Origin of the sequence: Pseudoalteromonas sp. T1lg65 (genome assembly GCF_051930985.1) — a bacterium.
Lineage (GTDB): Bacteria > Pseudomonadota > Gammaproteobacteria > Enterobacterales > Alteromonadaceae > Pseudoalteromonas.
The window spans coordinates 2,794,172-2,817,500 of sequence record NZ_CP196837.1 but is presented as its reverse complement, the minus strand read 5'-3'; the positions used below and the strand labels follow the sequence as shown (position 1 = coordinate 2,817,500).

At 43.2% G+C, this 23,329-nt stretch carries 19 protein-coding genes, 2 rRNA genes and 1 pseudogene (1 of these 22 only partly in view); 8 read left to right on the top strand and 14 right to left on the bottom strand.

Translation table 11 applies throughout. The annotated features are described in order from the left end of the window. Both ACSLBF_RS12410 and rrf read left to right on the top strand, forming a co-directional pair. Positions 1-1,857, top strand: a 23S ribosomal RNA gene (locus ACSLBF_RS12410); it begins 1,025 nt to the left of the window's first position. A 116-nt stretch (positions 1,858-1,973) separates the two neighbouring features. Continuing rightward, a 5S ribosomal RNA gene (rrf, locus tag ACSLBF_RS12405) occupies positions 1,974-2,088 on the top strand. A gap of 73 nt (positions 2,089-2,161) precedes the next feature. Here rrf and ACSLBF_RS12400 read toward each other — a convergent pair. Further along, a pseudogene (locus ACSLBF_RS12400) lies at positions 2,162-2,374 on the bottom strand (transposase); the annotation flags it as partial. A 46-nt stretch (positions 2,375-2,420) separates the two neighbouring features. Between ACSLBF_RS12400 and ACSLBF_RS12395 the strand changes: the two are divergent. The 3 genes from ACSLBF_RS12395 to ACSLBF_RS12385 all read left to right on the top strand — a co-directional run bounded on the left by ACSLBF_RS12395 (position 2,421) and on the right by ACSLBF_RS12385 (position 4,637). Further along, positions 2,421-3,417, top strand: a protein-coding gene (locus ACSLBF_RS12395) for an IS630 family transposase (RefSeq protein WP_440056226.1) whose coding sequence is annotated in 2 segments (ribosomal slippage) — positions 2,421-2,876 and positions 2,878-3,417 — 996 coding nt in all. Because the reading frame shifts where the segments join, the coding sequence is not laid out codon by codon here. A gap of 479 nt (positions 3,418-3,896) precedes the next feature. Further along, complete coding sequence (locus ACSLBF_RS12390; RefSeq protein ID WP_440053698.1) at positions 3,897-4,076, top strand: hypothetical protein; 180 nt, start codon at positions 3,897-3,899, stop codon at positions 4,074-4,076. A gap of 12 nt (positions 4,077-4,088) precedes the next feature. Continuing rightward, positions 4,089-4,637 (top strand): hypothetical protein, encoded by a 549-nt coding sequence (locus ACSLBF_RS12385; RefSeq protein ID WP_440053697.1) that lies wholly within the window; start codon positions 4,089-4,091, stop codon positions 4,635-4,637. Between the two features lie 219 nt (positions 4,638-4,856). Here the strand turns inward: ACSLBF_RS12385 and ACSLBF_RS12380 are convergent, their stop codons facing one another. Then, positions 4,857-5,519, bottom strand: coding sequence for a hypothetical protein (locus tag ACSLBF_RS12380; RefSeq protein ID WP_440053696.1), 663 nt, complete (start codon positions 5,517-5,519; stop codon positions 4,857-4,859). Positions 5,520-5,974: 455 nt separating this feature from the next. Between ACSLBF_RS12380 and ACSLBF_RS12375 the strand changes: the two genes are divergently transcribed. Next, positions 5,975-6,196: a hypothetical protein gene (locus tag ACSLBF_RS12375; RefSeq protein ID WP_440053695.1), complete on the top strand. Its 222-nt coding sequence runs from the start codon at positions 5,975-5,977 to the stop codon at positions 6,194-6,196. Positions 6,197-6,234: 38 nt separating this feature from the next. Here ACSLBF_RS12375 and ACSLBF_RS12370 read toward each other — a convergent pair whose 3' ends face one another. Beyond that, positions 6,235-10,236, bottom strand: a complete 4,002-nt coding sequence (locus tag ACSLBF_RS12370) for a S8 family serine peptidase (RefSeq protein ID WP_440053694.1) — start codon at positions 10,234-10,236, stop codon at positions 6,235-6,237. A 275-nt stretch (positions 10,237-10,511) separates the two neighbouring features. On the opposite strand from ACSLBF_RS12370, the gene ACSLBF_RS12365 reads away from it, so the two are divergent. Next, entirely contained in the window at positions 10,512-11,012 is a 501-nt protein-coding gene (locus ACSLBF_RS12365) for a hypothetical protein (protein ID WP_440053693.1), read from the top strand. Next, complete coding sequence (locus ACSLBF_RS12360; protein WP_440053692.1) at positions 11,009-11,392, top strand: rhodanese-like domain-containing protein; 384 nt, start codon at positions 11,009-11,011, stop codon at positions 11,390-11,392. The genes ACSLBF_RS12365 and ACSLBF_RS12360 overlap by 4 nt, the downstream gene beginning before the upstream one ends. A gap of 111 nt (positions 11,393-11,503) precedes the next feature. On the opposite strand, the gene ACSLBF_RS12355 is transcribed toward ACSLBF_RS12360, so the two are convergent. From ACSLBF_RS12355 to dinG, 11 genes are all read right to left on the bottom strand, one after another. Continuing rightward, positions 11,504-12,307 (bottom strand): methyltransferase domain-containing protein, encoded by an 804-nt coding sequence (locus ACSLBF_RS12355; RefSeq protein ID WP_440053691.1) that lies wholly within the window; start codon positions 12,305-12,307, stop codon positions 11,504-11,506. A 5-nt stretch (positions 12,308-12,312) separates the two neighbouring features. Further along, positions 12,313-13,068 carry a Nif3-like dinuclear metal center hexameric protein gene (locus ACSLBF_RS12350; RefSeq protein WP_440053690.1) on the bottom strand — a complete coding sequence of 252 codons (756 nt, stop codon included), beginning with the start codon at positions 13,066-13,068 and terminating at the stop codon, positions 12,313-12,315. Between the two features lie 122 nt (positions 13,069-13,190). Then, entirely contained in the window at positions 13,191-14,255 is a 1,065-nt protein-coding gene (locus ACSLBF_RS12345) for an efflux RND transporter periplasmic adaptor subunit (RefSeq protein WP_440053689.1), read from the bottom strand. 11 nt (positions 14,256-14,266) lie between these two features. Next, positions 14,267-17,377, bottom strand: a complete 3,111-nt coding sequence (locus ACSLBF_RS12340) for an efflux RND transporter permease subunit (protein WP_440053688.1) — start codon at positions 17,375-17,377, stop codon at positions 14,267-14,269. A gap of 234 nt (positions 17,378-17,611) precedes the next feature. Continuing rightward, positions 17,612-18,391 carry an NPP1 family protein gene (locus ACSLBF_RS12335; protein ID WP_440053687.1) on the bottom strand — a complete coding sequence of 260 codons (780 nt, stop codon included), beginning with the start codon at positions 18,389-18,391 and terminating at the stop codon, positions 17,612-17,614. A gap of 68 nt (positions 18,392-18,459) precedes the next feature. After that, a complete protein-coding gene (gene rsmS, locus ACSLBF_RS12330; RefSeq protein WP_440053686.1) occupies positions 18,460-18,621 on the bottom strand; it encodes a pleiotropic regulatory protein RsmS in 162 nt (53 codons plus the stop codon). Further along, positions 18,602-18,889, bottom strand: coding sequence for a late competence development ComFB family protein (locus ACSLBF_RS12325; protein ID WP_440053685.1), 288 nt, complete (start codon positions 18,887-18,889; stop codon positions 18,602-18,604). Before ACSLBF_RS12325 ends, rsmS begins: the two co-directional genes overlap by 20 nt. Positions 18,890-18,918: 29 nt before the next feature. Continuing rightward, complete coding sequence (locus ACSLBF_RS12320) at positions 18,919-19,824, bottom strand: histone deacetylase family protein (RefSeq protein ID WP_440053684.1); 906 nt, start codon at positions 19,822-19,824, stop codon at positions 18,919-18,921. Next, positions 19,824-20,423, bottom strand: a complete 600-nt coding sequence (locus ACSLBF_RS12315; RefSeq protein WP_440053683.1) for a primosomal replication protein — start codon at positions 20,421-20,423, stop codon at positions 19,824-19,826. Before ACSLBF_RS12315 ends, ACSLBF_RS12320 begins: the two co-directional genes overlap by 1 nt. Then, the gene (locus ACSLBF_RS12310) at positions 20,420-21,199 is read right to left on the bottom strand and encodes a TSUP family transporter (protein WP_440053682.1); all 780 of its coding nucleotides are present in this window, start codon (positions 21,197-21,199) and stop codon (positions 20,420-20,422) included. Before ACSLBF_RS12310 ends, ACSLBF_RS12315 begins: the two co-directional genes overlap by 4 nt. 1 nt (position 21,200) lies before the next feature. Next, complete coding sequence (dinG, locus tag ACSLBF_RS12305; protein ID WP_440053681.1) at positions 21,201-23,270, bottom strand: ATP-dependent DNA helicase DinG; 2,070 nt, start codon at positions 23,268-23,270, stop codon at positions 21,201-21,203. Positions 23,271-23,329: the final 59 nt, after the last annotated feature.

Sequence of the window (23,329 nt, the reverse complement as noted above, 5' to 3'; positions counted from 1 at the left end):
GGCTAAAACAGCTAGGAGGTTGGCTTAGAAGCAGCCACCCTTTAAAGAAAGCGTAATAGCTCACTAGTCGAGTCGGCCTGCGCGGAAGATGTAACGGGGCTAAACATACCACCGAAGCTACGGCTGCGAACTTAGTTCGCGGGGTAGGGGAGCGTTCTGTAAGTGGCTGAAGGTGTGCCGGGAGGCATGCTGGACATATCAGAAGTGCGAATGCTGACATGAGTAACGACAAGAGGAGTGAAAAACTCCTCCGCCGGAAGACCAAGGGTTCCTATCCCATGTTAATCAGGGTAGGGTGAGTCGACCCCTAAGGCGAGGCTGAAGAGCGTAGTCGATGGGAAACGGGTTAATATTCCCGTACTTGGTATGAATGCGATGGGGGGACGGAGCAGGCTAGGCAAGCATGGCGTTGGTTGTCCATGTGAAAGGCTGTAGGCTGGTGACTTAGGAAAATCCGGGTTGCTAAGGCTGAGAGTCGAGACGAGTCACCAAGGTGGCGAAGTTGTTGATGCCCTACTTCCAGGAAAAGCCTCTAAGCTTCAGTTCATACTGAATCGTACCCTAAACCGACACAGGTGGTCAGGTAGAGAATACTAAGGCGCTTGAGAGAACTCGGGTGAAGGAACTAGGCAAAATTGTACCGTAACTTCGGGAGAAGGTACGCTCTTGTTTGTGAAGGACTTGCTCCGTAAGCAGACGAGAGCCGCAGTGACCAGGTGGCTGGGACTGTTTATTAAAAACACAGCACTGTGCAAAATCGTAAGATGACGTATACGGTGTGACACCTGCCCGGTGCCGGAAGGTTAATTGATGGGGTTAGCGTATGCGAAGCTCTTGATCGAAGCCCCGGTAAACGGCGGCCGTAACTATAACGGTCCTAAGGTAGCGAAATTCCTTGTCGGGTAAGTTCCGACCTGCACGAATGGTGTAACCATGGCCACGCTGTCTCCACCCGAGACTCAGTGAAATTGAAATCGCAGTGAAGATGCTGTGTACCCGCGGCTAGACGGAAAGACCCCGTGAACCTTTACTACAGCTTGGCACTGAACATTGACCCTACATGTGTAGGATAGGTGGGAGGCTTTGAAGCAGAGACGCTAGTTTCTGTGGAGCCGACCTTGAAATACCACCCTTGTAGTGTTGATGTTCTAACTTAGGCCCCTAATCGGGGTTGAGGACAGTGCCTGGTGGGTAGTTTGACTGGGGCGGTCTCCTCCCAAAGAGTAACGGAGGAGCACGAAGGTTTGCTAAGTACGGTCGGACATCGTACGGTTAGTGTAATGGTAGAAGCAAGCTTAACTGCGAGACAGACACGTCGAGCAGGTACGAAAGTAGGTCATAGTGATCCGGTGGTTCTGAATGGAAGGGCCATCGCTCAACGGATAAAAGGTACTCCGGGGATAACAGGCTGATACCGCCCAAGAGTTCATATCGACGGCGGTGTTTGGCACCTCGATGTCGGCTCATCACATCCTGGGGCTGAAGTCGGTCCCAAGGGTATGGCTGTTCGCCATTTAAAGTGGTACGCGAGCTGGGTTTAGAACGTCGTGAGACAGTTCGGTCCCTATCTGCCGTGGGCGTTTGAGAATTGAGAGGGGCTGCTCCTAGTACGAGAGGACCGGAGTGGACGAACCGCTGGTGTTCGGGTTGTGATGCCAATTGCATTGCCCGGTAGCTACGTTCGGAATCGATAACCGCTGAAAGCATCTAAGCGGGAAGCGAGCCTCGAGATGAGTTCTCACTTGGAGTTCGACTCCACTAAAGGGCCGTTGAAGACTACAACGTTGATAGGCGAGATGTGGAAGTGGTGTGAGCCATTAAGCTAACTCGTACTAATTACCCGTGAGGCTTAACCATACAACGCCAAAGTGGTTTAAGCGACAGAAGTTAATGAAACTGAAGTAGACGAAGAATTTAATTAAGCTTTCCAGATTTTATATCGATGAGCGTATGCTTGTTGATGAACAGAATTTCCTGGTGAACATAGCGTTTTGGAACCACCTGACCCCATGCCGAACTCAGAAGTGAAACAAAACAGCGTCGATGATAGTGTGGCAGCTGCCATGTGAAAGTAGAACATCGCCAGGGCCTTATAAGAGAAACCCGTTGCAGCAATGCGACGGGTTTTTTGCTTTTTAGCTAATACCAATCTGCATAAAGATTAAGTCAATTTTATCCAGTCTCTTGAGCATATCTTTCTCACTCTCTCAGGAACTGAAATGAATTTGTTCCATGCTTTTGAAACTTGCTCAACAATATCTTCATAACCCTTAAATGTACGATTGGATAAACAGTGCTGACGGAGCCAACTCCAAACTTGTTCTATTGGATCTAATTCAGGTGAATATGGTGGTAATACCAAATTGATTAAATTTATGATCTAATGTCAAAATCCAATTATCATCGAAGTGGTAGTGATTTTGCTGCCCTCTGAATTTATTAAGCTCTCCAAACAGACTAAAGATCCAAGAAAGAAAGTGCGCATGCTCGCACTAGCTCATTTCTTTGAAGGTAAATCTCGCTATCAGATTGCTGAATACTTAAAGGTCAGCCGTACTAGCGTGAATAAATGGGTGAAAGACTATCTCGACTATGGGTTAGAAGGCTTGGAGGAATTACCTCGCTCGGGCCGCCCTTGCAAACTTGATAATTCACAGCTGAAGCAGCTTAAAGCATTTGTACTCGACTCTATAAACCGAACGGAAGGTGGTCGGCTAACATTAGAAGATATTCAGCAGTATATATCTGAGTCTTTTCACATAAAATACGAGTTGTCGGCCGTTCACAGGCTATTGAAAAGGCAAAACTTCTCATGGATTAGCAGTCGGTCAATCCACCCCAAAGGAGATCAAGCTCGCCAGAAAGCTTTTAAAAAACTTTGAGCTGGAAACGATCCTTCACATCCCGGGACACCTTCTCCCTGAACGCATTGATGTGTGGTTTCAGGATGAAGCACGATTTGGTCAGCAAACTTCGACAACAAAAGTTTGGGCTGAAAAAGGCTCACGTCCAAGAGTCGTAAAGCAGCAACAATTCGAATATGCCTATCTATTTGGCGCAGTGTGTCCGACGACTGGTGAAACAGAAGCACTCATCTCACCTTTAGTGAATAAAGAAGCCATGTATTGTCACCTGGAACAAATATCACAAAAGACTCAACCAGGAAGAATGGCTGTGGTCGTGATGGATCGCGCAGCCTGGCACTTCAAAGATGGTTTGGTAAAAGGCTTGGAGAATGTAGTGATCATCAGGCTGCCGCCTTATTCCCCAGAGTTAAACCCCATAGAACAAGTGTGGAGTTGGCTCAGACAACATAAGCTGTCAAACAGAACGTTTGCAAACTACGATGACATTTTGGAGCAGGTAAGTGATGCATGGAATGCGTTTATCTCATGTGCTGACAGGGGGACTGGATAAATCTGACCAGTTAATTATTCAAAATGGTATAAAGTTCAAAGTCTGCTCCGCGTTATAGGTCGTACTATCTTGAGCATTTGCTCCTAAAACTACAATTGAACGAAATTTCAGAATAATTGATTTTTTAACTCCTATTTTATTCTAATGTACTGTTTATTATAGGATATATTAAAAAGTAAAATATATAACAACTAGATCACAAATATGTTTCACGGAAATTCCATCGACATGTAGCTAATTGGGTTCCTCTCCTTCTATGACTTGTAAACGTTGATCTTTATAGCGATACATTTCAAAGTTGAAGAAATAAACGTGAGTAAAAAAGTTTTCCTAAAAACTATAAAGTGTTATAATTGCGTTAACGAGTGAGTGCTCATAGGTAATGTAGTAAAGGGACGTTTCTTTATTAATACTGCAAAATTGTAAAGGATCGAAGGCTATCTGCGGTACTGAACACTCTTTACAAAAAAGGAGCAGCAATGAAAGTTAAACAAACAATTCCAAATAGCGTTTTGAAAAATGTTTTTGGTGGAGGGGGGAGTGCAGGTGCTGGAGGTGGTGTTGAACCACCAGAAACAACTGCCACACAGCAACAGAGAGCTGTACCTGAAGATTATACTAACGCAGCGAATGGTGTCCATGTTACTTATGTTTCTTAGAGGAAACGAATCTTGAGTGAGCTTTTAACTGCAATTGATTGGGCAGTCATTTCAAGCAAGTTTGTCGCGCTGATCACCTTGTTATTTTTTGCCAAACAGAGTGTAAAAAAAATGCTGTTTGGTATTCCTAGTGATGATTGGCGTGAACAAGTTGAACATTCTCTACTTATTGTAGCGTTGTTAAGCTTCTTATTTCACTTTCTAGGGCGTGGTATCTCCGAGGTGTTGTTATCGGCGGACATAGATGCAGGCGCGAAAAGACAGTTATATTACCTATTTTTTGCGTTTTATGAAGTTTTATACGTTGCATCGATTGTTAAGTTGCACATAATCAAGAGATGTGTATTTGCAAAATATTCTAGATATGTTTGTTATTTATCTGGTGCAATGACATTGGTGCTTATGGCTCGATATGTTGATAGAGTGGTATTAGAGATGAATATACTAGCTTCAGCGTTCATGTACTCTGTTGCTTTAATAAACGTGGCGACTCTACTGGTAATTTCGACATACCCAGCATGCAGACTTCTTAATTTTGTTCCAAATAAACGTTGGGTATAACAAAGGCAATTGGATATGACTTTGTTATACCCACATAACTGATGGCAGAAAATACAACGGGTTCCATCAACATCAGTGATGTTTATTGTATAGTAACACCCAGGTTGATACGGTCAGTTTATTAGCCTTTTTTATTATGGAACCAATCTCAAACCTACCAAGCCCCGTTAATAAAAAGGCTGAAATTTTGACGAGTTAGTCGTGTATACATATCATGTATCAGCTTCTCAGCATACAGACACCTAGAGCTATAAACCAAACGATTTGACCTAATCCAAATATATCAGTAGTGACTGAGAAAAATGGATTATCTGCCAATGTTGAGAATCCAGAACATAACGTTAACATCCCCGCTAATCCAACCAAAACTCCCAGATAATGTAGTAGCGAATGATAAACTTTACTTTTTAACCCCATATAACTTATCAATAAAACCCAAGCTGCACCGACTAATTCATTACCACCGCCAAGGGCATCAACAACGATTCCAATTGTTCGGTTAATGATAAGTGCTTGAGTTGGATCAATTGCATAATACTTGGCGACTGCACTTAAACTAGTGAGAAATATAAAACTACTCGCCAAGACAATGATCGCCCATAAGTAACCAATGCTTGCGGTATACTTTGATAGTTCAGGAAAGCCTCCTTTGAAGCGTTGACTTATCGCTTGTACAAGCACAATAAGAGCAAAGCTAAACAGCACCCCGATGACTAGGTAGCCAATATAATAAGTATCTCTATTCGCAAGCATGTAATCAAGGTATTGCTCAGGTGTATCTATCCCTGAGGTATTTAACATTATAAAAAACACCACAAACCCAAATATATAGGTGAGTGCTTCTGTGAATGCTGCAATAGCACCATATTTTTGTAGATTCATACATCTTCACTTTATTGATATTTATTTCTCATGATTCATCAAGAGAGTGTGACAGTAAAGAGTTGTTAGCTCCCATGTTCGGATAATTTGTAAGCAAGTTTTTCGTTTTTATTTGGGTAGATGTTTTGAACGTTAGCGTTTGCTAGGGCCAGAAAGTGCAAATTATTCAACTTTGGAATAGGTGTTTATTGTGAAAATTGGTGCTTTTTTTGACACGAAAACCCAAACAAACAACCGTTTGTTTAACTGCTGTATTTAAACTTTTCTCTTATTTTCCTGTGTCAGCATAGGTCATTTGTTTTAAATTGAAGTACGTTATGAGCGAGCGTTTCGGTTGTTTTAGTTTGATAAGTGAAACAATAACAACTGTTTTTGTTGAAAAAACATCCATTGATGTTTGTTGGACAGCTCGGTAGCGTAAATAATGATTACATACCACATATAAGGAAAACAACATGTTGAAAATCAAAAAATCATTAGTAGCTGCAAGTGCTGTTTTGTTCGCTTCGCTTTCAGGTTCAGCGGTGTCTTACGGCTGCGATTGTGCAAGTTGGGCTCGAGCTGAGCAGATACGCTTTTGTAGTTCAGTAGGTGGTGGTTCCGCGTGTGCGACTAGCCCTGGTCTTTACCAACATCTGTATAACCAATGTAAAGAACAAAATATTTGCTCTCGATAAAGAGAGCTAGTTACTCATAGGAGAAGCTGCTATTCGTATCAATAGCGGCTTGTTAACTTTCTTCTACAAAACATTAATCCTAGCAATAAACAATTTATCGAAATCAAACTTCCGCCACTCGAGGTGGGTGAGTTTGTGATGCTTGGCGTTTTGGTCTGAGAAGCTTGTCCTGCCGATATAGACCATTTTGTAGCATCTAGAGGGAAAGCATCTTCATTGTCACTGTAACCATCGTTGTCATCGTCGCTATCGGCGTTGTTACCAACACCATCATTGTCGCTATCTAACCATTCTCTGGAATCTTGCGGAAAGGCATCTTGGTTGTCATGGTAACCATCATTGTCATCGTCGTTATCGGCGTTGTTACCAATGCCGTCATTGTCGCTATCCAGCCATTCATTGGGGTCTAAGGGAAAGGCGTCTTGGTTGTCATGGTAACCATCATTGTCATCGTCGTTATCGGCGTTGTTACCAATGCTATCATTGTCGCTATCCAGCCATTCATTGGGGTCTAAGGGAAAGGCGTCTTTTTCATCAAGGTAACTGTCATCATCGTCGTCCGTGTCTCGGTTATTACCAACACCATCATTGTCAAAATCAGCCCACTCTGTAGCATCTTCTGGAAATGCATCTCTTAAGTCAACATAACCGTCTGCATCACTATCGGTGGTGATCTCTAAATATTGGCTCCAGCCATTATTTTGAAACTCTACCAAATTAGTTATACCGTTTTGATTATTGTCGGTCATTGCATCGGCTGGATCGTAAGGATCAAGCTGGTTTAAAATTTCATACCCATTAGTCATGCCATCGTTGTCCCAGTCCCTGTCGACGGCATCATTTATGCCATCAGAATCACTGTCTTGACTTTTGAGGTCATTAATAGTTCCACCTAGTACGATAGCGTCTGCAAGCAATATTGATTTTAATGTTTCTTCAGCAATGAATTTAAGCCGCAGCGAGGTTAATAAGGGTTGATGATATTTGGGGAAGGGGATAGTGACTCGAAATATTTTCTGCTGCTCAATACCTGATACTTGTGCTGGATAAGACGTTACTGGTGTCCACTTTCCCTCTAGATCAAATTGCGCTTGAACGCTTACTTTGGGTAGCTTATCTGTCTTGACCAGAACTTTAAATGCAACAGTAATGGTATCCTTAATCACGTCGTGAGTGGCAGCTTGATAGTCTAACTCGGTTAGTTCAATTTGTGGCTCTTCGAGGGTTTCATTAACACCGTACTGAGTCGTTGCAATAAGCGAAGGTACACCTGCTACAAGGGAAGCTGCAACGGTGACTAATTTGCTACTATCACAACCTAGATGGCGATTGGTGACACGAATCTGACCGAAGACTTTATGATTTACTGTATTAGTATTTGGATGGCGTTTTGCGACAATTAAATCATCACAAACGAAAATAGAATCCTCAATAAAATCTCCGTAGTTAGTACCAGAAGGATCAATGAGTGAATCCATAAACGTTGTTCTTGTGCCATAGTTGGACTGCGTGTTTTTCGTAATTAAGTTTTGCCAATCTAGATTGATTTGCTGCACAGATTGGTGTGAAACGTCTGACAAATTTGTTGATTGTGCGAAGGTAAACGGTGCTGTAGAAATACTGCGGTTTTTATCTTTACTTTCATTAAGTTGAAACTGAAAAAAGCTCACTTTACTTATTTGCTTAGGATTTCCATGCAGATGTATTTTAAACTCGTTAGAAAAATCAAATGATCGTGGCAAGTCATTAGAACTAAAACCACGGCCTGATGTCGAAAAACCTCGAGTATTAGTCTCTATCAGCATGTTATCTCGGATCAAGTGTAGCGTATTGAACAGGTACCAGTGATCAAAGTGAAATTGTGATGGTTTAACATTTAATTGAATTTGACTTGTTCTACCATCGAGGGCTATTGACATTGATTTATCAATCTTTGAAATGCTCTGAGCCCAAGTATAAAGGTGATAATTTGCCAAAGAACTGCGTTTGTCTCCATACATAAAAGAAAAGCTAAATTCATCATTATTAGTTAACGCAGATACATAAACTGGCTTGGTTACGAATACTTGGTTTTGGGTATGTGTAAAAAACTTACTCCAACGTTTTTTTAAACCCGTATTGGCAAGTTCAAAAAAGACACCAAAGCCTTCTAAATCAGAGAGCTCTCGGCTGTGACCCAAGTGATCTTGCCAAGCATCTATGCCGACTTTATAAGGCGCATCGCTAGTCTTTACTGTTAAATTACTGTCTTCGTGCACATTGAGTGTTTTGGCAATAATAGCGTGTTTGTTCGCCATCTCATACCAAGCGTAATACCCGTATGAACCTGGTCGAAGTAAGTAACTGGACTGAGTGCTAAATTTTTGCGTGTAAGAGCCATTGTTGTTGTGCTCATACAGCCAAGACTCTTTTACTCGCTCAGGTGTGTTTATAACATATTCAATTGCATCGAGTACTAAGATAGGCAATCGAAGAGATTGTTGTGAATAATTAATTTGTAAGGTTGCTTGATGGATAAAATGCTCTGGATACTCGAGCTTATCTGACACTTTTGCTTCCACCGTGTAAGTGTGCGATTGACCAGGAGATAACAGAGTTGTCGAGGGATTAAGCAGACTGAAAGACAACGTGTTTGTGGTGAATTGATGGTCTATTTTTGCATTTATAGTAAGTGTCTCATTGGAAATATTGGTGACTTTGATGCTTTTTTTGACTTGCCATTGAGGCTTTTTTCGATCAAGTCTACCGAGCATGATCTGAGAATCAGAAGCGACAAGCTTACTCGCTAATGTACGTGCAACATCAAGTTTACCATTTCCTGAGCGAATATAAGTAGAGTTAATACCGGAGGCGTTATTGACAACCAAAGACTTCAATTGTTTGGGCGACAAATTCGGATGTTGTTGTTTAAGTAATGCGACTACACCGCTGATATAGGGCGTAGCCATAGAAGTGCCTGACATTGACCGTTGCCCTGACTTAAGTTGTAGCGACTTTACATTAGTACCAAGAGCTGAAATGTCGGGCTTTTGAAATAGACGTGAAAATACCGGCCCCTGAGAACTAAAATCTGAAGGAATTGAGCGATGATTTACCGCTCCAACCGTGATAGCCAGTTCAGCATTCGCAGGGCTACCTATGCTTTGTGGGCCAAGTTTGCCCTCATTTCCGGCAGCGACAATCACCGTTATTCCACGCTTAACGATATTGTTAACAGCAACAGTCACAGGGTCATCTATGTCACCTGAACCGCTTAGGCTCATATTAATGATATCAGCACCGTCGTCGGTTGCAGGGTCACCATCTGGGTCTAGCGCATGCTCTAAGGCCTGTAAAATAGCAGTAACTGGGCAAGTTTGATGACAGACCTTATAGGCTAATAGCTCGGCTTCAGGAGCCACGCCCTGCATAACTCCATTTGCAGCAATTATGCCCGCAACATGAGTACCATGACCAAGGCTATCCATGGGATCTGCATGGCCGTCGAGAAAGTTATAACCACCGCGTACTTTACAGCCGTTTCCAAAGCAGCCTCCTAAATCAGGGTGACTGTAATCGATACCTGAGTCTAATACGGCGATGGTGATGTCTTTACCTCGTAATAGACTGTTGTGATTGGATGTGGGTTGAGTAGTAAAGTTTTGCCAATGTTGATAAGGGGGCAGGTGCTTATCTGCGACTATGTGTACCTTTTTCACCATCGGTAAGAGCCTAATGTGACTAATATCAGTAGGGTTGATATCCAACGAAAAGCCGTTAAAGGCATGAGAAAAGGTCGCTGACACTGTAACGGGGATTTTTTGCGCCTGCATCAATGAAATAAACTGCTTTTGTGTTCTTGCAACCGACTGCACATGTGCTTGTCGTTGTATGCCATTGAGTTTGGTAATAGACTCAAGCTGCATAGGCCCTTCAAGCTCGACGATCACACTGTACTTGTCTGGATTGTGTATTTGTTGAACAGAGGCATAGACTAACGTTACGGTTGTGCAGTAAATGAATGTGTAAATAACAAAAGCGCGAAGCCAATTTATCATCATGCGTACTACTTTAAACTATCTAGTGCATTGGAAATTCAGTCGCGCAGTCTACTCTATTTTAGGTACATTGGTTTTATATCTTCCATGTCTTTTATAAACCGATGTAAATGGCATTCAGAAATCGACTTCGAATCATTAAGTTATCTTGGTATACGGACCTTGGAATAGAACTTGGTTTTAGCGGAGCACAGGCTTTGCAATAGATTTGTCTTAATTACTGTTGAATTGGCGCAACTTGACTATGCTGATAGAGTGAAAGGTAAAGAGATAATTGCTTGAATATCAAAATACTTGTATTAATTACCGTGACTTTTATACCCTGTTACGCAGTCTATGCGACTAGTTGCGACAGTGCTGAACATCGTCAATTTGATTTCTGGTTAGGTCACTGGCAAGTATTTCGTACTAATGATCAATTGGCTGGTGTGAATCGTATTATTCAATCGTTGGATGGCTGTGTAATAGAGGAACATTACAAAACAGCATCTGGCTTCGAAGGTAAAAGTATTAATATATTCGATCAGAGTCGAGGTGTATGGCATCAGACTTGGACGGATAATACGGGACTGCTATTAAGTCTTGAAGGTCAGTTTATCGATGCAAAAATGGTGTTGCAAGGTAGCCGTATAACTAAAACAGGTGAACTAGTCACAGATGTTATTACGTGGAATAAAAACGCCGATGGTACAGTGAGACAGGTGTGGCAAACAACTAACCATTTGGGAGAAACCCAACTGATCTTTGATGGTTTATACAAACGGGAGAACTCAGAATGATTCAAGCTTTTCGCAGTTTAGGGGTCATAATTTTATTGTTTTGCATGCAAGTCCATGCAAAACAATCTATTTCACAACAAGAATTACTTATTAATCAGATGTCCGACTCCCCATACGTTATTGTTGACGTAAGAACACCACAGGAATTTTCCGAGGGACATATCAAAGGCGCGATCAATATTCCTTACAATCGTATTGTGAAAAATCGCGAGTTAGTTGACAGACATAAAGATAAACAACTGGTTGTGTACTGTCGCTCAGGCAGACGAGCAGGCATTTTTATTAAATCGTTAGAACCGGAAGGCTTTAAGTTGATGCATTTAACCGGAGATATGAATGCATGGATGGAAGCAGAGTTGCCAGTGATTAAAGATGAATAATGCGTTTGTGAGATCCCACACTTTGGAGCTGGTTCGAGCTGTTACGGCTTTAATGCCAAACGGCACACATCTGCGTCACAGCAAGGTGACGCAGTGGCGCCTTAGTAAATATTAAATCTTACTACATAGCAAATGAGTATAACGTCCAAGCGATGCATACGGTTCCTGACGGTTAAATTTCAGCTCCAAAGCGAGTAACGCTTCAAATTGTGATTCAGCCTTATCCAGCTCTCGCAAGTAGTCATGAAAGCAACGGACGCCCGTTTTTTGTACGACTTGAAGGTCAATAGCATTTAGCCAATGGCTCATCGATTCATTGGATATTGGCTTATTTGGACTTAACCCTACCTTTTGTTTGACCTTTAAGCCTTTGTTTACATAATCAAAATTCCCGTAAACCATATTCGCCATCAGGTGTGCTTCTTGGTTGAAGTACATCAGTGACAGTACGCCATGAGATGCTATTTGTTTTGCAAGCAATTCGACCGCTTCCCGTTGATCGACAAGCCATTCCAATACGGCATGGCAAAGTACTAAATCAAATTGCCCCAGCTGTAATTGGGCTAAATCTTGTAATGGGGCATGGATGAATGTGACCAACTCCAATAGACCCTGCTGTTTTGCGCGTTCACGAGCAATATCCAGCATCTCTTTGGAGATATCCATTAATATCACATGGTGACCTAGAGACGCTAAATAGAGTGCTAACTGTCCCTGCCCACCACCAACGTCTAGAACAGATTTGCCACTGGTTGCGGTCAACCATGACAGCTGTTCAAGTAGGTCCCGCTTAAGCACAGCTTCGCGGATTTTACCTTTGCTGGTGCCATAGATATTGCGTTTAAACTTATCCGCGATGTCACTGAAGTTTCTATCAGCAGGTTGTGGTTTAGGTTGATGTTTTTTGCTTGCCATCGAGGTTAAACCGGATTGTCGATATCAATAAATTCAACGTCTAACTGGTATTGCTCTGCGAGATATTCGCCAAGCGCTTTTGCCCCGTAACGCTCTGTGGCGTGGTGGCCTGCTGCAAAAAAATGAATTTGTTGTTCATTAGAAGAGTGAATAGTTTGCTCAGAAGCTTCGCCAGTCAAATATGCATCAATGCCCTGGCTAGCTGCCAAGTCAATAAAGTTTTGGCCACCGCCAGTACACCAAGCTATCGTTTCGATAAGGTGCGAACCAGCAGTATTGACTAATGGTTTGCGGTTAAGCTTCTCTTCTAGTCGTTGTGCAAATGCCTCTGCCGACATTGGCTGAGCCAGACGTCCCTTAACTGCAACACAATTCTTATTCCAAGGTTCAAGTGGACGTTCGTAAGTTAAATCGAGCAGTTTTCCTAATTGTGCATTGTTACCTAGTTCAGGGTGTACATCCAACGGCAAGTGATATGCAAGAAGGTTGATGTCATGTTCTAGCAGCTTTTGTAAACGGCGCTTTTTCATGCCAGTCACACACTGATCTTCGCCTTTCCAAAAATAACCGTGGTGTACCAAAATCGCATCTGCTTGTTTTTCTACAGCAGCGTCAATAAGTGCCTGACTTGCGGTGACACCAGTGACGATTTTTTTGATTTCTTCTTTCCCCTCAACTTGAAGGCCATTTGGGCAATAGTCACTAATTTGGAATGGTTTTAGAAGTTCAGTGAGTTGGTTTACAAGTTTTGTGCGTTTCATACAGCCCCCATCGTTTAGAACCGCTAGTTTAACGATTTTGCTATGGGTTTTGTAGTCGATAAGAAAAAATGAGCCAGTCCATCCATGGTTAGGCTCATTGGGCTAGTAACTGATTATACCTGCTATTGTACGTCGACAGATTGTCCTGTACGCAGCGATTCCGCCCCTCTCGTCGCTACTTTGTCTCCGGCTTTTAATTGTGCTTTATCGAGAGCGGTTACTTCGACTAATCGACCATGACCTTTTCCCACAGCCACAGGAACGATAGTGGCAACACTGTTATCATCAACTTTTACGATGTGTGTACCTGTTTTGCGTAGGATAAGGGCATCCCTATCAATAAGTAAAGCGAGATCTTTGGATTTTAGAGGCACTTTTACATCAATAAGTTGACCGATAGCCCAACTATTAGCTTGTGAATCTGGCATGCTCGCTCTGACTTCGACCGTTTGCGAACGTGGATCAGTGGTTGGAATGACCGCTGTTACGATGGCCGATGTGGTGTCTGGGAAGCTGATACTGCCGCTTGCAACCGCAAGCTCAGTCCCTTTTGATAAATACTTCAGGTATTTAACCGGTACGTAAAGGCGGACCTCAAGGTTATGGATATCGGCTAGTGTGATTAGCTCGTCTGAGCGGTTGATTTCTCGTCCTGCACGTTTAAAGCGCTTGCTTACTACTCCTGAAAAAGGTGCTCGGATCGTAGCGCGGTTAAGCTGGTCGTCAATTACCTGAATTTCAAGTTCTGCTAAACGAATATCCGATAGAGCTAAGTCATGCTGATTTTGTACAGTATCAACTTGGCTTGCGGCTGCGCTGTTGGTTTTAGCCAAAGCTGTCAAGCGCTTGAGTTCTTGTTGGTATAGCGTAAGGTTGACCTTGGCGCGTTTCAACATCTCTTGCTGTCTTAAACGAGCAAGTTCGAGCGGTAGGGTATCCATTTTGACTAAAACATCTCCCTCATCGACCAGTTGACCTGGTTCAGCAACGAATATCAATCTTGCACTGATCCCTGCAGTTAACGTCACATCTTTTTTACCATACAGTGTCCCGTTGACGGTAATTTCATTTTGCAATGACGCGTTAATCACTTCGCTAACCGTCACCGGTGTGCTGGCGCTAACGTTAGCCGAAAATAACAGGTAAGCGATGTAACATAACGAAATTAGTATTTTAGATATTTGCATTATTGATTTCTCTACTGGTTGGCGACTAGGCTAAGCTTCGCTTCAGCTTGTTTACTGGTACTTTTGGATTGGGGAGGTGTTTGTTTCCCTAGTTGTAACAAGCTGGGCATCAACAGTAAGGTAAACAAGGCGCTGATGGCCATTCCTCCCACAATCACGGTAGCAAGTCCACGGTATATTTCAGAACCAACACCTGGCATTAACATCAGCGGTAACATGCCAAATAAACTGGTCAATGTACTGAGGTATACGGGGCGTGCCCTGAGTAAGACCGCCTGTCGAACTGCGTCAGTCCGAGAAACCCCCTCAGCTTGTGCCACTCTGGTTTGGTCAACCAATAAAATCGCGTTATTCACCACCAAACCAAGTAAAATGATAAATCCAATCATGGTCAGTAGATCGAGAGATTGGAAGGTGAACAGGTTTAAAATCGCCAACGCTAATACGCCACCTGCTACCGCGAGAGGCATAACAAGTAACACAAGGGCGCTGTCTTTAGCCGATTTAAACAGCGCGGTCATAAGTAAGAACAAAATAAACAGGGCGAGTGCAAAATTTATGGTCATTTCTTGCACCGCTGAATTCATTTTCTGAGCATTACCCGCAAGAATAGCACCTGCACTGGCAGGTAAAGAGTCTCTGACTTTTGGCATAACCTGCTCGGATAAAATAGTTTGCACTTGTTGTAAGCTCATGTCTGCTGGTGGAGTAACCACCACACTTACGGTTCTGCGACCATTTACTCTGCGTAGTTGAGTAGGACCGACGGTGCGCTGGATTTGTGCAAGTTCACCCACAGTTTGGATCCCAGCTGCTGGCGTAACGATGGGTAATTCAGCCAACTCCTCTGGTGTACTCCACGGTGTGCTTCGTAAAATCACATTCATGCGCTCATTACCATCAAAATATTCATTAATGAACAAGCCTCCGGTATAAGCCTGTACCGCCTGAGCGACTTCACGGCGGGTTAAGCCGGCTTGGGTAATGCGTCTGTCATTAGGGATTAATCTAAGTTCTGGCTCCGCCATGTCAAGTCGAGGTTGCGGTTGTGCTGTCGCTTCTGGCAGAGATTCTTTGACCGCGGCGATAGCCACTCGCGCACTGTCAATGAGCGAGTCCATATCCGGCCCGGTCAGGTCTATGCTAATGTTACGACCGTCTCCACCGTTGGCGACTTGGATCATTGAACCTCGGAAGAAAAAAACTTGGGTGTCCGGTAAGTCCACAAACAGTTCCTCTTTAGCGACCTTCATTAGCTCTTCTACGCGCTGCGGATCATTGGCATAAATAAAACCGCCTGCATTGGAGCCAAAAGCGTAAAAATTGAAGTCTTTTATCGCAGGTTGCTTTTGTTTGAGGTAATAGGGCATCAAACGCTTTTTAACCCGTAGTAATAGTTCCTCCTCCATATAATTGACGTTGCCGCCAGGTGGAGTAATTAACGAGAAGAAAAAGCCATCAGTTGGTGCACGGGGCATAAAGTCAGTTTTAGGTAACATAGTCAGTGTTGCCAGTACAGAACCTCCAAGCAACAAGCCAATCCAAGTGAGCTGCTTGACTCTGCTATTAGTGAGCGCCATGATCCAATTGGTTAATTTTAGCCAATATACTTTGTATGGATCTTTGCTTGGTTGTTGGTCTGGCCAAAGGTGATTTGCCAAAGGGATCAGGGTGATGGCACAGATCATCGAGGCCACAACAGCAATAGACAATGTGAGCGCCAAATCTGAAAACAATTGTCCTTCGATACCAGCCATAAACAAAATGGGCAAAAAGATTGCGACACTGGTGGTGGTTGAAGCAAACAGTGCGCCGGTAACCTGTGCTGCTCCTTTGAGCGCCGCTTTTTTATTTTCGAGGCCTTCAGTTTTTAATCTGGCAATATTTTCTTGCACTATGATCGCAGCGTCCAATACCAAGCCTACCGCAAAAGCGAGGCCCGCAAGCGAAATCACATTAAGACTTCGGTCGAATGCGCCGAGTGCCAAAAAAGCGACCATCAAAGATATAGGAATAGTCGCGGCGATGACAAAGGTGGTTTTCCAGCCTCGGAAAAACAACCATAAAATAATCAAAGATAGCAACACTCCTAGGCCTAAGTTGCTTTTTACCAGCAATAACGCATTCCTGATATGAACAGAGGCGTCAAAGCTTAACTCAATAGACAAGTCATGGTCGGCAAGCACCCCATCGTTTAGCTCTTTAATTGCAATATTGATTTCATCCAGCAACGCAACGGTATTTGCTTCGTTGGTTCTGGCGATGCGAATATAATAAGCTGGTTTGCCATTACGACCGCTCATGCCAAAACGGTCGGAAAATGTACGCTCTACAGTGGCAATATCACCCAAGGAGATAGGTCTGTCGCCTGAATAGCCGACACGCATTTGCAGCATAGTATCGAGATCGTATTGTCCTGTGAACCTTACCGTGTATTGACGTCTACCCACACTAGCCAGACCACCAGAAGTATCGCGTGACGCGGAAATCACATTGCTGATTTGGTTTAGGCTGATACCCAATGCCGCCGCTTTGTGTGGATCAAAAGTTATTCGTAGCTCTTTCGCGCGTTCACTGGCTAAGTCCACATTAGCGACGCCCGGGATACGAGCAAATCTGGGCTCAATATATTCATCAATTTGTTTTTGGAATTGAGCCATATCGAAGTCGAGGTTATTCGCGGTGTAGTTACGTGGTGTGACAAGTAGTGTTGCAGCTTGATCGCCGCCGCCGCCAGCAAATACCACTGGATCACTCGCATCTAAAGGCAGTGGTGGCGCTTTATTAAGATTAGTCAATACATCTAGCATGGCTTGCTGCATATCGGAGCCAACAGCAAATGTCAGTGTGATTGAGCCGTTGCCACGATTTATATTGGTATTGACTTCAAGCGCGCCAGGGGTGTTTTTTACTGCATTTTCTAATGGCTCGATTATCACCGACTCAATTTCTTCTGGGGCGGCTTGACGCCAACCAGAGGCAATCGTGATCTGCGGTTGTTCAATGTCAGGTGTTAATTGGATCGGCAATTTAAAAATACTTAATGCGCCAAACAAGATAATTAATACCAAAATGACAATAACGCTCGCGGGGTTTTTTAGCGAACTGCGCGTCAAATTCATGATCTAATTCCTGCTGCTTTTTTCAACATTGTATTGCCCTATAAAGAAACTGCTAGAGCTTAAATTTCACTTCTTACTGACTATAGCGATTAATTGACAGATTTCGTCGTTTAATTGCATTTTAGCAATAACTTGTAACGATTTTTTCGGTTTTAGCAGCGTCGACTTGGGAGCGAATGGTGGGATCTTAGATTACTTTGTGGCAATCAATGGACTGCCACGAGGTCACTATACTTATAAATCGGACGTGTCAAATGTGGGATAGCCAGAGGGCTTAAAGCGGTTTATGTTGGTTAAAAATCGGCTATCCTTGAGCGGAATGGTCGCCGAGCCATAATCATAGCTGTTCAACCTATCTCTTAACGCTTGATTAGTTAGAGCATCGCCAGTCATTTCATACCAACTGATAATTGGCGGTGTGACAAATCGTCCATAGGCGTTCTCGGCAACTTCGTTGGATTTAGCAAATCGCATAGCGTGTGTCAAAATGCCATCTTTATGGTAGACAATTTTTAAATGGCCTCCTTCAAATGGCAATTCATTTGCAGGTTTGCTGTATAGATCGCCATGTGCACTGTAACTTCCATGGGTGACTAAACCATCTTTTGTCCACACTGCGGCATATTCCCAATCATGTCGATGCCCACCACCAAAGTAAGGAAATAGCTGATCCTTTTTAAAGTATAAAGCATAAAAGTGAGCACAAAACTGTCCTTGATCCGTGTCTTTACAGGCGTACCGATGCAGGGTATTGGAAGTTTGTAAAAAGGAGTTATCTCGACAACTACCTCCGAGACTACCAGAGGTTTTTAGTCCAGAGTTCTGTTGGCCTGTGCGGCTGATCCCTGCACTGGGTAAACAGCCATCACCGTCAAAATCAAAAACGGGTTCGGTGCCGTTAATAACATAAAATGGGGGTAAAGCCTCATCTAGGGCTTGAAAGTCGTTTGCATTACAAATGCTAGTAAAACTTGTAGCTGCTATTACGAAGCCAGCTAATCCTTTTAAAGTCATAATGGGTATCCTCATGGGTAATTGACTAGAGCGAAAACTCTACCGAGCCATTATGACGTATTTGTATATTAGTTGTTAATGTTTGTTGTTAGTTTTTTTTGATAATCGGTCTTCACTATTTCCAGCGCTTGCAGCACTTCCTCTGGTGCGATGTCATGCTGTTCGAGAAGCATAATCAAATCGACGGCTAGTTTAATGTGGTTAGGTGCTTCATTCAGTGGTGTGGTCATTTTTAAACTGCTTTTTCTTAGAAATTTGAGTGATAGCGACATCAATGGCAACACTGACATCGTGGTCCATTTTGGCGCGTTCATGTTGAGGTAAATAGAATTCCATATCGACGTCGTAACGGATATATCTAGCAGGTAGTTGATTTAGCACTGTACAGCAAAAATCAGCCATGACATCTTCGTCGTAAAGTACATCAAGCTTACGCTCAACAATTTGTTCTACGACGAGTTTTTCGTAATAATTATGAATATCATCGTGCAGCTTCATGGTCGTCTCCCAAAACGGTCTCTTTGATTTTATACCAAAATTGGCAGGTTATCGAACAAAGCAAAAAAGGTTTGTTTGTGTACGCAGACTAACTTATTTATATCTCGCTGATAGCCGCCACCAAGGGCGAAACAAAGAGGAATTTGTTGCTCAAAGCAATGTGAAAAAACCAAGTGATCGCGTTGTTTAACGCCTGCAAGTGAAACGGACAGTAGTCCTAACTCATCCTCCTCACAAATATCAGCACCTGCGTTGTAGAGTACGATATCCGGTTGGTGAAGTCTCACACATAGGTGTAATGCTTCGCTAACTGTTTCGAGGTAGAGCTTATCTTTACTGCCTGCTGGAAGAGAAAAGTCAAAGTTAGAGAGCGGTTTATTTCTAGGAAAGTTCTGTTCACAGTGTACCGAACAAGTAATGATATCGTCTCTGTTGTGAAGGATTGACGCGGTACCATCTCCTTGGTGGACATCGCAATCAAAAATCAACACACGATCGGCTAACTGCGCTTCTATGAGTGAAGCTGCGACCACAGCAAAATCATTAAAAATACAAAAACCACTACCGAAATTAGCATGTGCATGGTGATAGCCACCGCTAAGGTTTGCGGCAACACCGGTTCTTAATGCGAGTTTTGCAGCTTGAAGGCTAGCGCCAACAGACATCAAGGTTCTTTGTACAAGTTGCTCACTCCAAGGAAACCCCATCTTTTTGATTTCCTTATTTGATAACGTCCCAGAGATAAAACGATGGATATAATCCGACTCATGACATAGTGCCAGTTGCGGGGTCGCAATTGGACTATCCGCTGTGATTAGTTGAGTGCTGTGGCGCGTTTCAAGTAAAAACTCGTGGATTTGTTGGTATTTTTTGATTGGAAATCGGTGTTTCTCGGGTAAAGCTAGCTGGCTGTAAGATGGGTGATATAAAAACATTAGCGGTTTTGGGCTTTCTCTAAATCCTGTATTTTTTGCTCAGTAGCAGAGATGGCTTTACGGCAGCGGCCAAGTCTTGCGTGGAGCGCTAAGATTTCAGCGTTAATCTTTGTTGCGTGGTCTGCCTGAGCGGCATCGAGTTGCATTTTTCTCAGATCTATCATTTCTTGTAGACGTCGCTCGAATTCATGATTTTGAGAAAGCTCTTGATATAACTCATGGGAAGATTGCATGATTTTTTTTACGGCTTTTTGATAGGCCTTTGGCTTTTTAGACGGAGTGAACTTGTTCTCTTTTGCCCACACTGGCGTTGACTTTAACACTCTAATAATGGCTTCTATTTGCCGGCCGATCCGGTCAACCGCAAAGGCATAGGCGTGGCGTTTTGATTGGTCGGGCAAATGCTTTATTTCTTGTTCAATTTCCTCAACATAGTCGATAAGCTTTAAGCTTTTGGTGCGAAAAACATTGAGGTCAAACAGACTTGGTTGGTTCTGCATATAGCGATTTTTATCGAACCATTTGGCGTTATCGAACTCTTTAGCATGTTGCTTAATGCGCGTAATTTGCTGTTGTAAGCGTGATAACGCTGTATTCATGATAAATAAGCCTCAATGACAAGTTTGCCTGCCAGAACAATCACCACCGTATTAAACAGTGGCTTGATCAATTTACTGCCAAATTTGATAGCAGAGTGAGCACCTAACCAAGCGCCCAGCATTAAAAATGCCCCCATTGTTACACCCAGTAAAAAGTTGACATGGCCCAATGCAACAAAGGTGATGAGTGAAATAAAGTTAGATACAAAATTCATTGACCTAGCAAGGCCACAATTGAGTAGCAAGTTTATTTTATAGAGTATGCTGTTGGATGCTGTCCAAAAGGTGCCAGTGCCAGGACCTGCTAAGCCATCAAAAAAACCTAAAGATAATCCTTGCAGCCATTGTTTTGCTCTGAAAGATGGTGACTTCTCTGGCAGAGTTGTACTCTCTGTTGGGTTGAGTTTGCCAAATAGGCTATACAGCGCAACAGCGATAATAATAAGTGGCAATAATTTGTTTAAGGCTTCAATACTGAGAGTATCAACGAGTAGGGTGCCTATCGTTGCACCAATTGCTGTCGCCACAATGGAGGCTGCCCAGAACCGAGGGTTAAAAAGTTGCTTCTTATAGTAAGTGAAACCCGCAATTAATGAACCAAAGCTAGCGGCTAATTTGTTTGTACCCAAAGTTAAGTGCGGTGGTAACCCGGCAGTAAGTAACGCGGGAACGGTTAACATGCCACCGCCGCCTGCAACCGCGTCAATAAACCCCGCTGCCAGTGCAACAAGACACAGCAACCCCCAAGTCGTTGGTTCTAAAGCTAATTCAAACATATTAGTCTATTTGTCTTTGATAGGGCGGTAGGGTATCCAACATGGCTTTACCGTAGCGCTTGGTTATTAGGCGACGGTCTAGCAAAGTGATGCGCCCAGTATCGGTTTCTTTACGCAGCAGTCTACCACAGCTTTGCACCAATTTCTTTGCTGCATCGGGAACAGTGATGGATAAAAATGGATTACCCCCTTTACTTTGCACAAATTCAGCTTGAGCTTCTTCAACAGGAGAGGTTGGAACCGCGAAAGGGATCTTGGTAATTATGAGGTTTTCTAAATACTTGCCAGGAAGATCAAGACCTTCAGATAAGCTTTGAGTGCCAAATAAAATACTGCCTCTGCCTAAATCAATATTGGCTTTGTGACGATTGATAAGGGCCTCACGAGAAAGCTCCCCTTGTACCAAAATGTCGTACTTCTGTGCCCTGAGCTTTTCAACCACATGGTTCATCTGCCAGTAGGATGCGAATAGCACTAAATTAGCTTTGTTCTTCGCAATATACGTAGGTAAGGCTGTCGCTAAATAGTCACTAAAGTCTTTATCTGATGGATCTTTTGCGGTTTTTGGTAGGTGCAGTATTGCTTGATTTGGATAATCAAATGGTGAATCCGCTTTAATGTATTTAACGCCGGGCTCCTTAGCGAGCCCACTTTCATGGGCAAAGTGGTCAAAGGTACCTAATGCACTGAGTGTTGCAGAGCACAAAATAGCGCCCGCGCATTCTCGCCATAAGTTATCCTTTAAATAGAAACCGACTTCGATTGGGCAGTCACAGAGCAAGTGGTCGTGATGATTTTTGTATTCCAAACGTTTTATCCAGCGAGCATGTGGGGTGCTGTCACCTTTGGTAGCATAACTAAACCATAACTTATTGAGTTGCTCTAATCGATTGATATATTGACCGCTCTCTACCAAAATGGGATCAGCGATAAAAGCTTGTACATCGCCATCTGAGACATCTAAGGTCAGTGCGTCATGCATTTTAGTCAAAGCGCGTAATGCATCTTTGGTTGCATCGGCAATGTCCTTAGCTTTGACCGTGAGCGTTTCTGGTACTTCGCCGTGGGCAAATCGATAGGTGTCGTCGCTGTTAAAATCAAATCCAGCCTGATCGAGAATATCACGCACCGCTCTGAGATATTTGGCTGTATCATTGGCTGCATCGTTGAGCTTAAAGTTTTGTCCAATGGCTTTTTGAGAAACCACAGTGTTAGCCATTTTCCCGCTAAATTTGAGTAATTTTTCGAGCCACTCTATGGTGCCTTTAATGGTTGCCGCTGCGGATGAAAAGTCGCGTGTAATATGTGGCAAGTGGTGTGCTTCATCGATCACGTAGTAAGTATCTTCAGGCTCTGGAAGTATCGTGCCTCCGCCGAGTTCTAAATCAGCCAATAGCAGTGCGTGGTTGATCACCAACACATCCATCTGTAGGACTTTTTGCCTTGCTAAATGAAAAGGACACAAATGGTGAGATTTCATTTGTCTTTGACAAGCGTGTTTATCACAAGCAATCAGATTCCAGACTTTGTCAGGAATGGTATCTGCCCAGCTGTCTCTATCACCTCGCCAGCGTTTGTCTTGATAGGCAAGCGCAAGATCTTTCAAGCACTTTTGCTCCATGTCACTTAACGGTGAGCTGGTGGTCGGCATTAAAGACATTTGCATGTCGTCATCACTGATTGCAGCCATCAGTTTTTGTACGCAAATGTAGCGTTGTCGGCCTTTAACTAAGTCAAATTTGAAATCAAGCTTACTGTGCTCTTTCAAAAAAGGTAGTTCTTTCTCAATAAGCTGTTCTTGTAAGGCTACGGTGGCTGTAGAAATCACCAGCTTTTTTTTATTACTCAGCGCTAAGGGAAGTGCACCTAATAAATAGGCAAGTGATTTACCGGTGCCAGTGCCTGCCTCAATTACGCAGATCCGCTGTGTGCGATGGTATTCACCGGATAACGTTTTGGCAATTTCAGCAACTAAGTAATTTTGTGATGGGCGAGGGCGAAAACCTTCTAATTGACTGGCAATGTTTTGATGGGCTTGCCGTATGGTCTTTTTTAGGTTTTCTGAGAGCATAGTATTCGCCTGAGCTTAGTTATATGGATATAATCACAGTGATTTGTGTATTTTAGGGT

Excerpts from the sequence above, each read along its gene's own strand:
- ACSLBF_RS12350 (WP_440053690.1), bottom strand. The coding sequence starts at position 13,068 with ATGAAACGCACAAAACTTGTAAACCAACTCACTGAACTTCTAAAACCA.
- ACSLBF_RS12320 (WP_440053684.1), bottom strand. The coding sequence starts at position 19,824 with ATGTTTTTATATCACCCATCTTACAGCCAGCTAGCTTTACCCGAGAAA.
- ACSLBF_RS12370 (WP_440053694.1), bottom strand. The coding sequence starts at position 10,236 with ATGATGATAAATTGGCTTCGCGCTTTTGTTATTTACACATTCATTTAC.
- ACSLBF_RS12310 (WP_440053682.1), bottom strand. The coding sequence starts at position 21,199 with ATGTTTGAATTAGCTTTAGAACCAACGACTTGGGGGTTGCTGTGTCTT.
- ACSLBF_RS12325 (WP_440053685.1), bottom strand. The coding sequence starts at position 18,889 with ATGAAGCTGCACGATGATATTCATAATTATTACGAAAAACTCGTCGTA.
- rsmS (WP_440053686.1), bottom strand. The coding sequence starts at position 18,621 with ATGACCACACCACTGAATGAAGCACCTAACCACATTAAACTAGCCGTC.
- ACSLBF_RS12380 (WP_440053696.1), bottom strand. The coding sequence starts at position 5,519 with ATGAATCTACAAAAATATGGTGCTATTGCAGCATTCACAGAAGCACTC.
- ACSLBF_RS12360 (WP_440053692.1), top strand. The coding sequence starts at position 11,009 with ATGATTCAAGCTTTTCGCAGTTTAGGGGTCATAATTTTATTGTTTTGC.
- ACSLBF_RS12335 (WP_440053687.1), bottom strand. The coding sequence starts at position 18,391 with ATGACTTTAAAAGGATTAGCTGGCTTCGTAATAGCAGCTACAAGTTTT.
- ACSLBF_RS12390 (WP_440053698.1), top strand. The coding sequence starts at position 3,897 with ATGAAAGTTAAACAAACAATTCCAAATAGCGTTTTGAAAAATGTTTTT.
- ACSLBF_RS12345 (WP_440053689.1), bottom strand. The coding sequence starts at position 14,255 with ATGCAAATATCTAAAATACTAATTTCGTTATGTTACATCGCTTACCTG.
- ACSLBF_RS12315 (WP_440053683.1), bottom strand. The coding sequence starts at position 20,423 with ATGAATACAGCGTTATCACGCTTACAACAGCAAATTACGCGCATTAAG.
- ACSLBF_RS12355 (WP_440053691.1), bottom strand. The coding sequence starts at position 12,307 with ATGGCAAGCAAAAAACATCAACCTAAACCACAACCTGCTGATAGAAAC.
- dinG (WP_440053681.1), bottom strand. The coding sequence starts at position 23,270 with ATGCTCTCAGAAAACCTAAAAAAGACCATACGGCAAGCCCATCAAAAC.
- ACSLBF_RS12375 (WP_440053695.1), top strand. The coding sequence starts at position 5,975 with ATGTTGAAAATCAAAAAATCATTAGTAGCTGCAAGTGCTGTTTTGTTC.
- ACSLBF_RS12340 (WP_440053688.1), bottom strand. The coding sequence starts at position 17,377 with ATGAATTTGACGCGCAGTTCGCTAAAAAACCCCGCGAGCGTTATTGTC.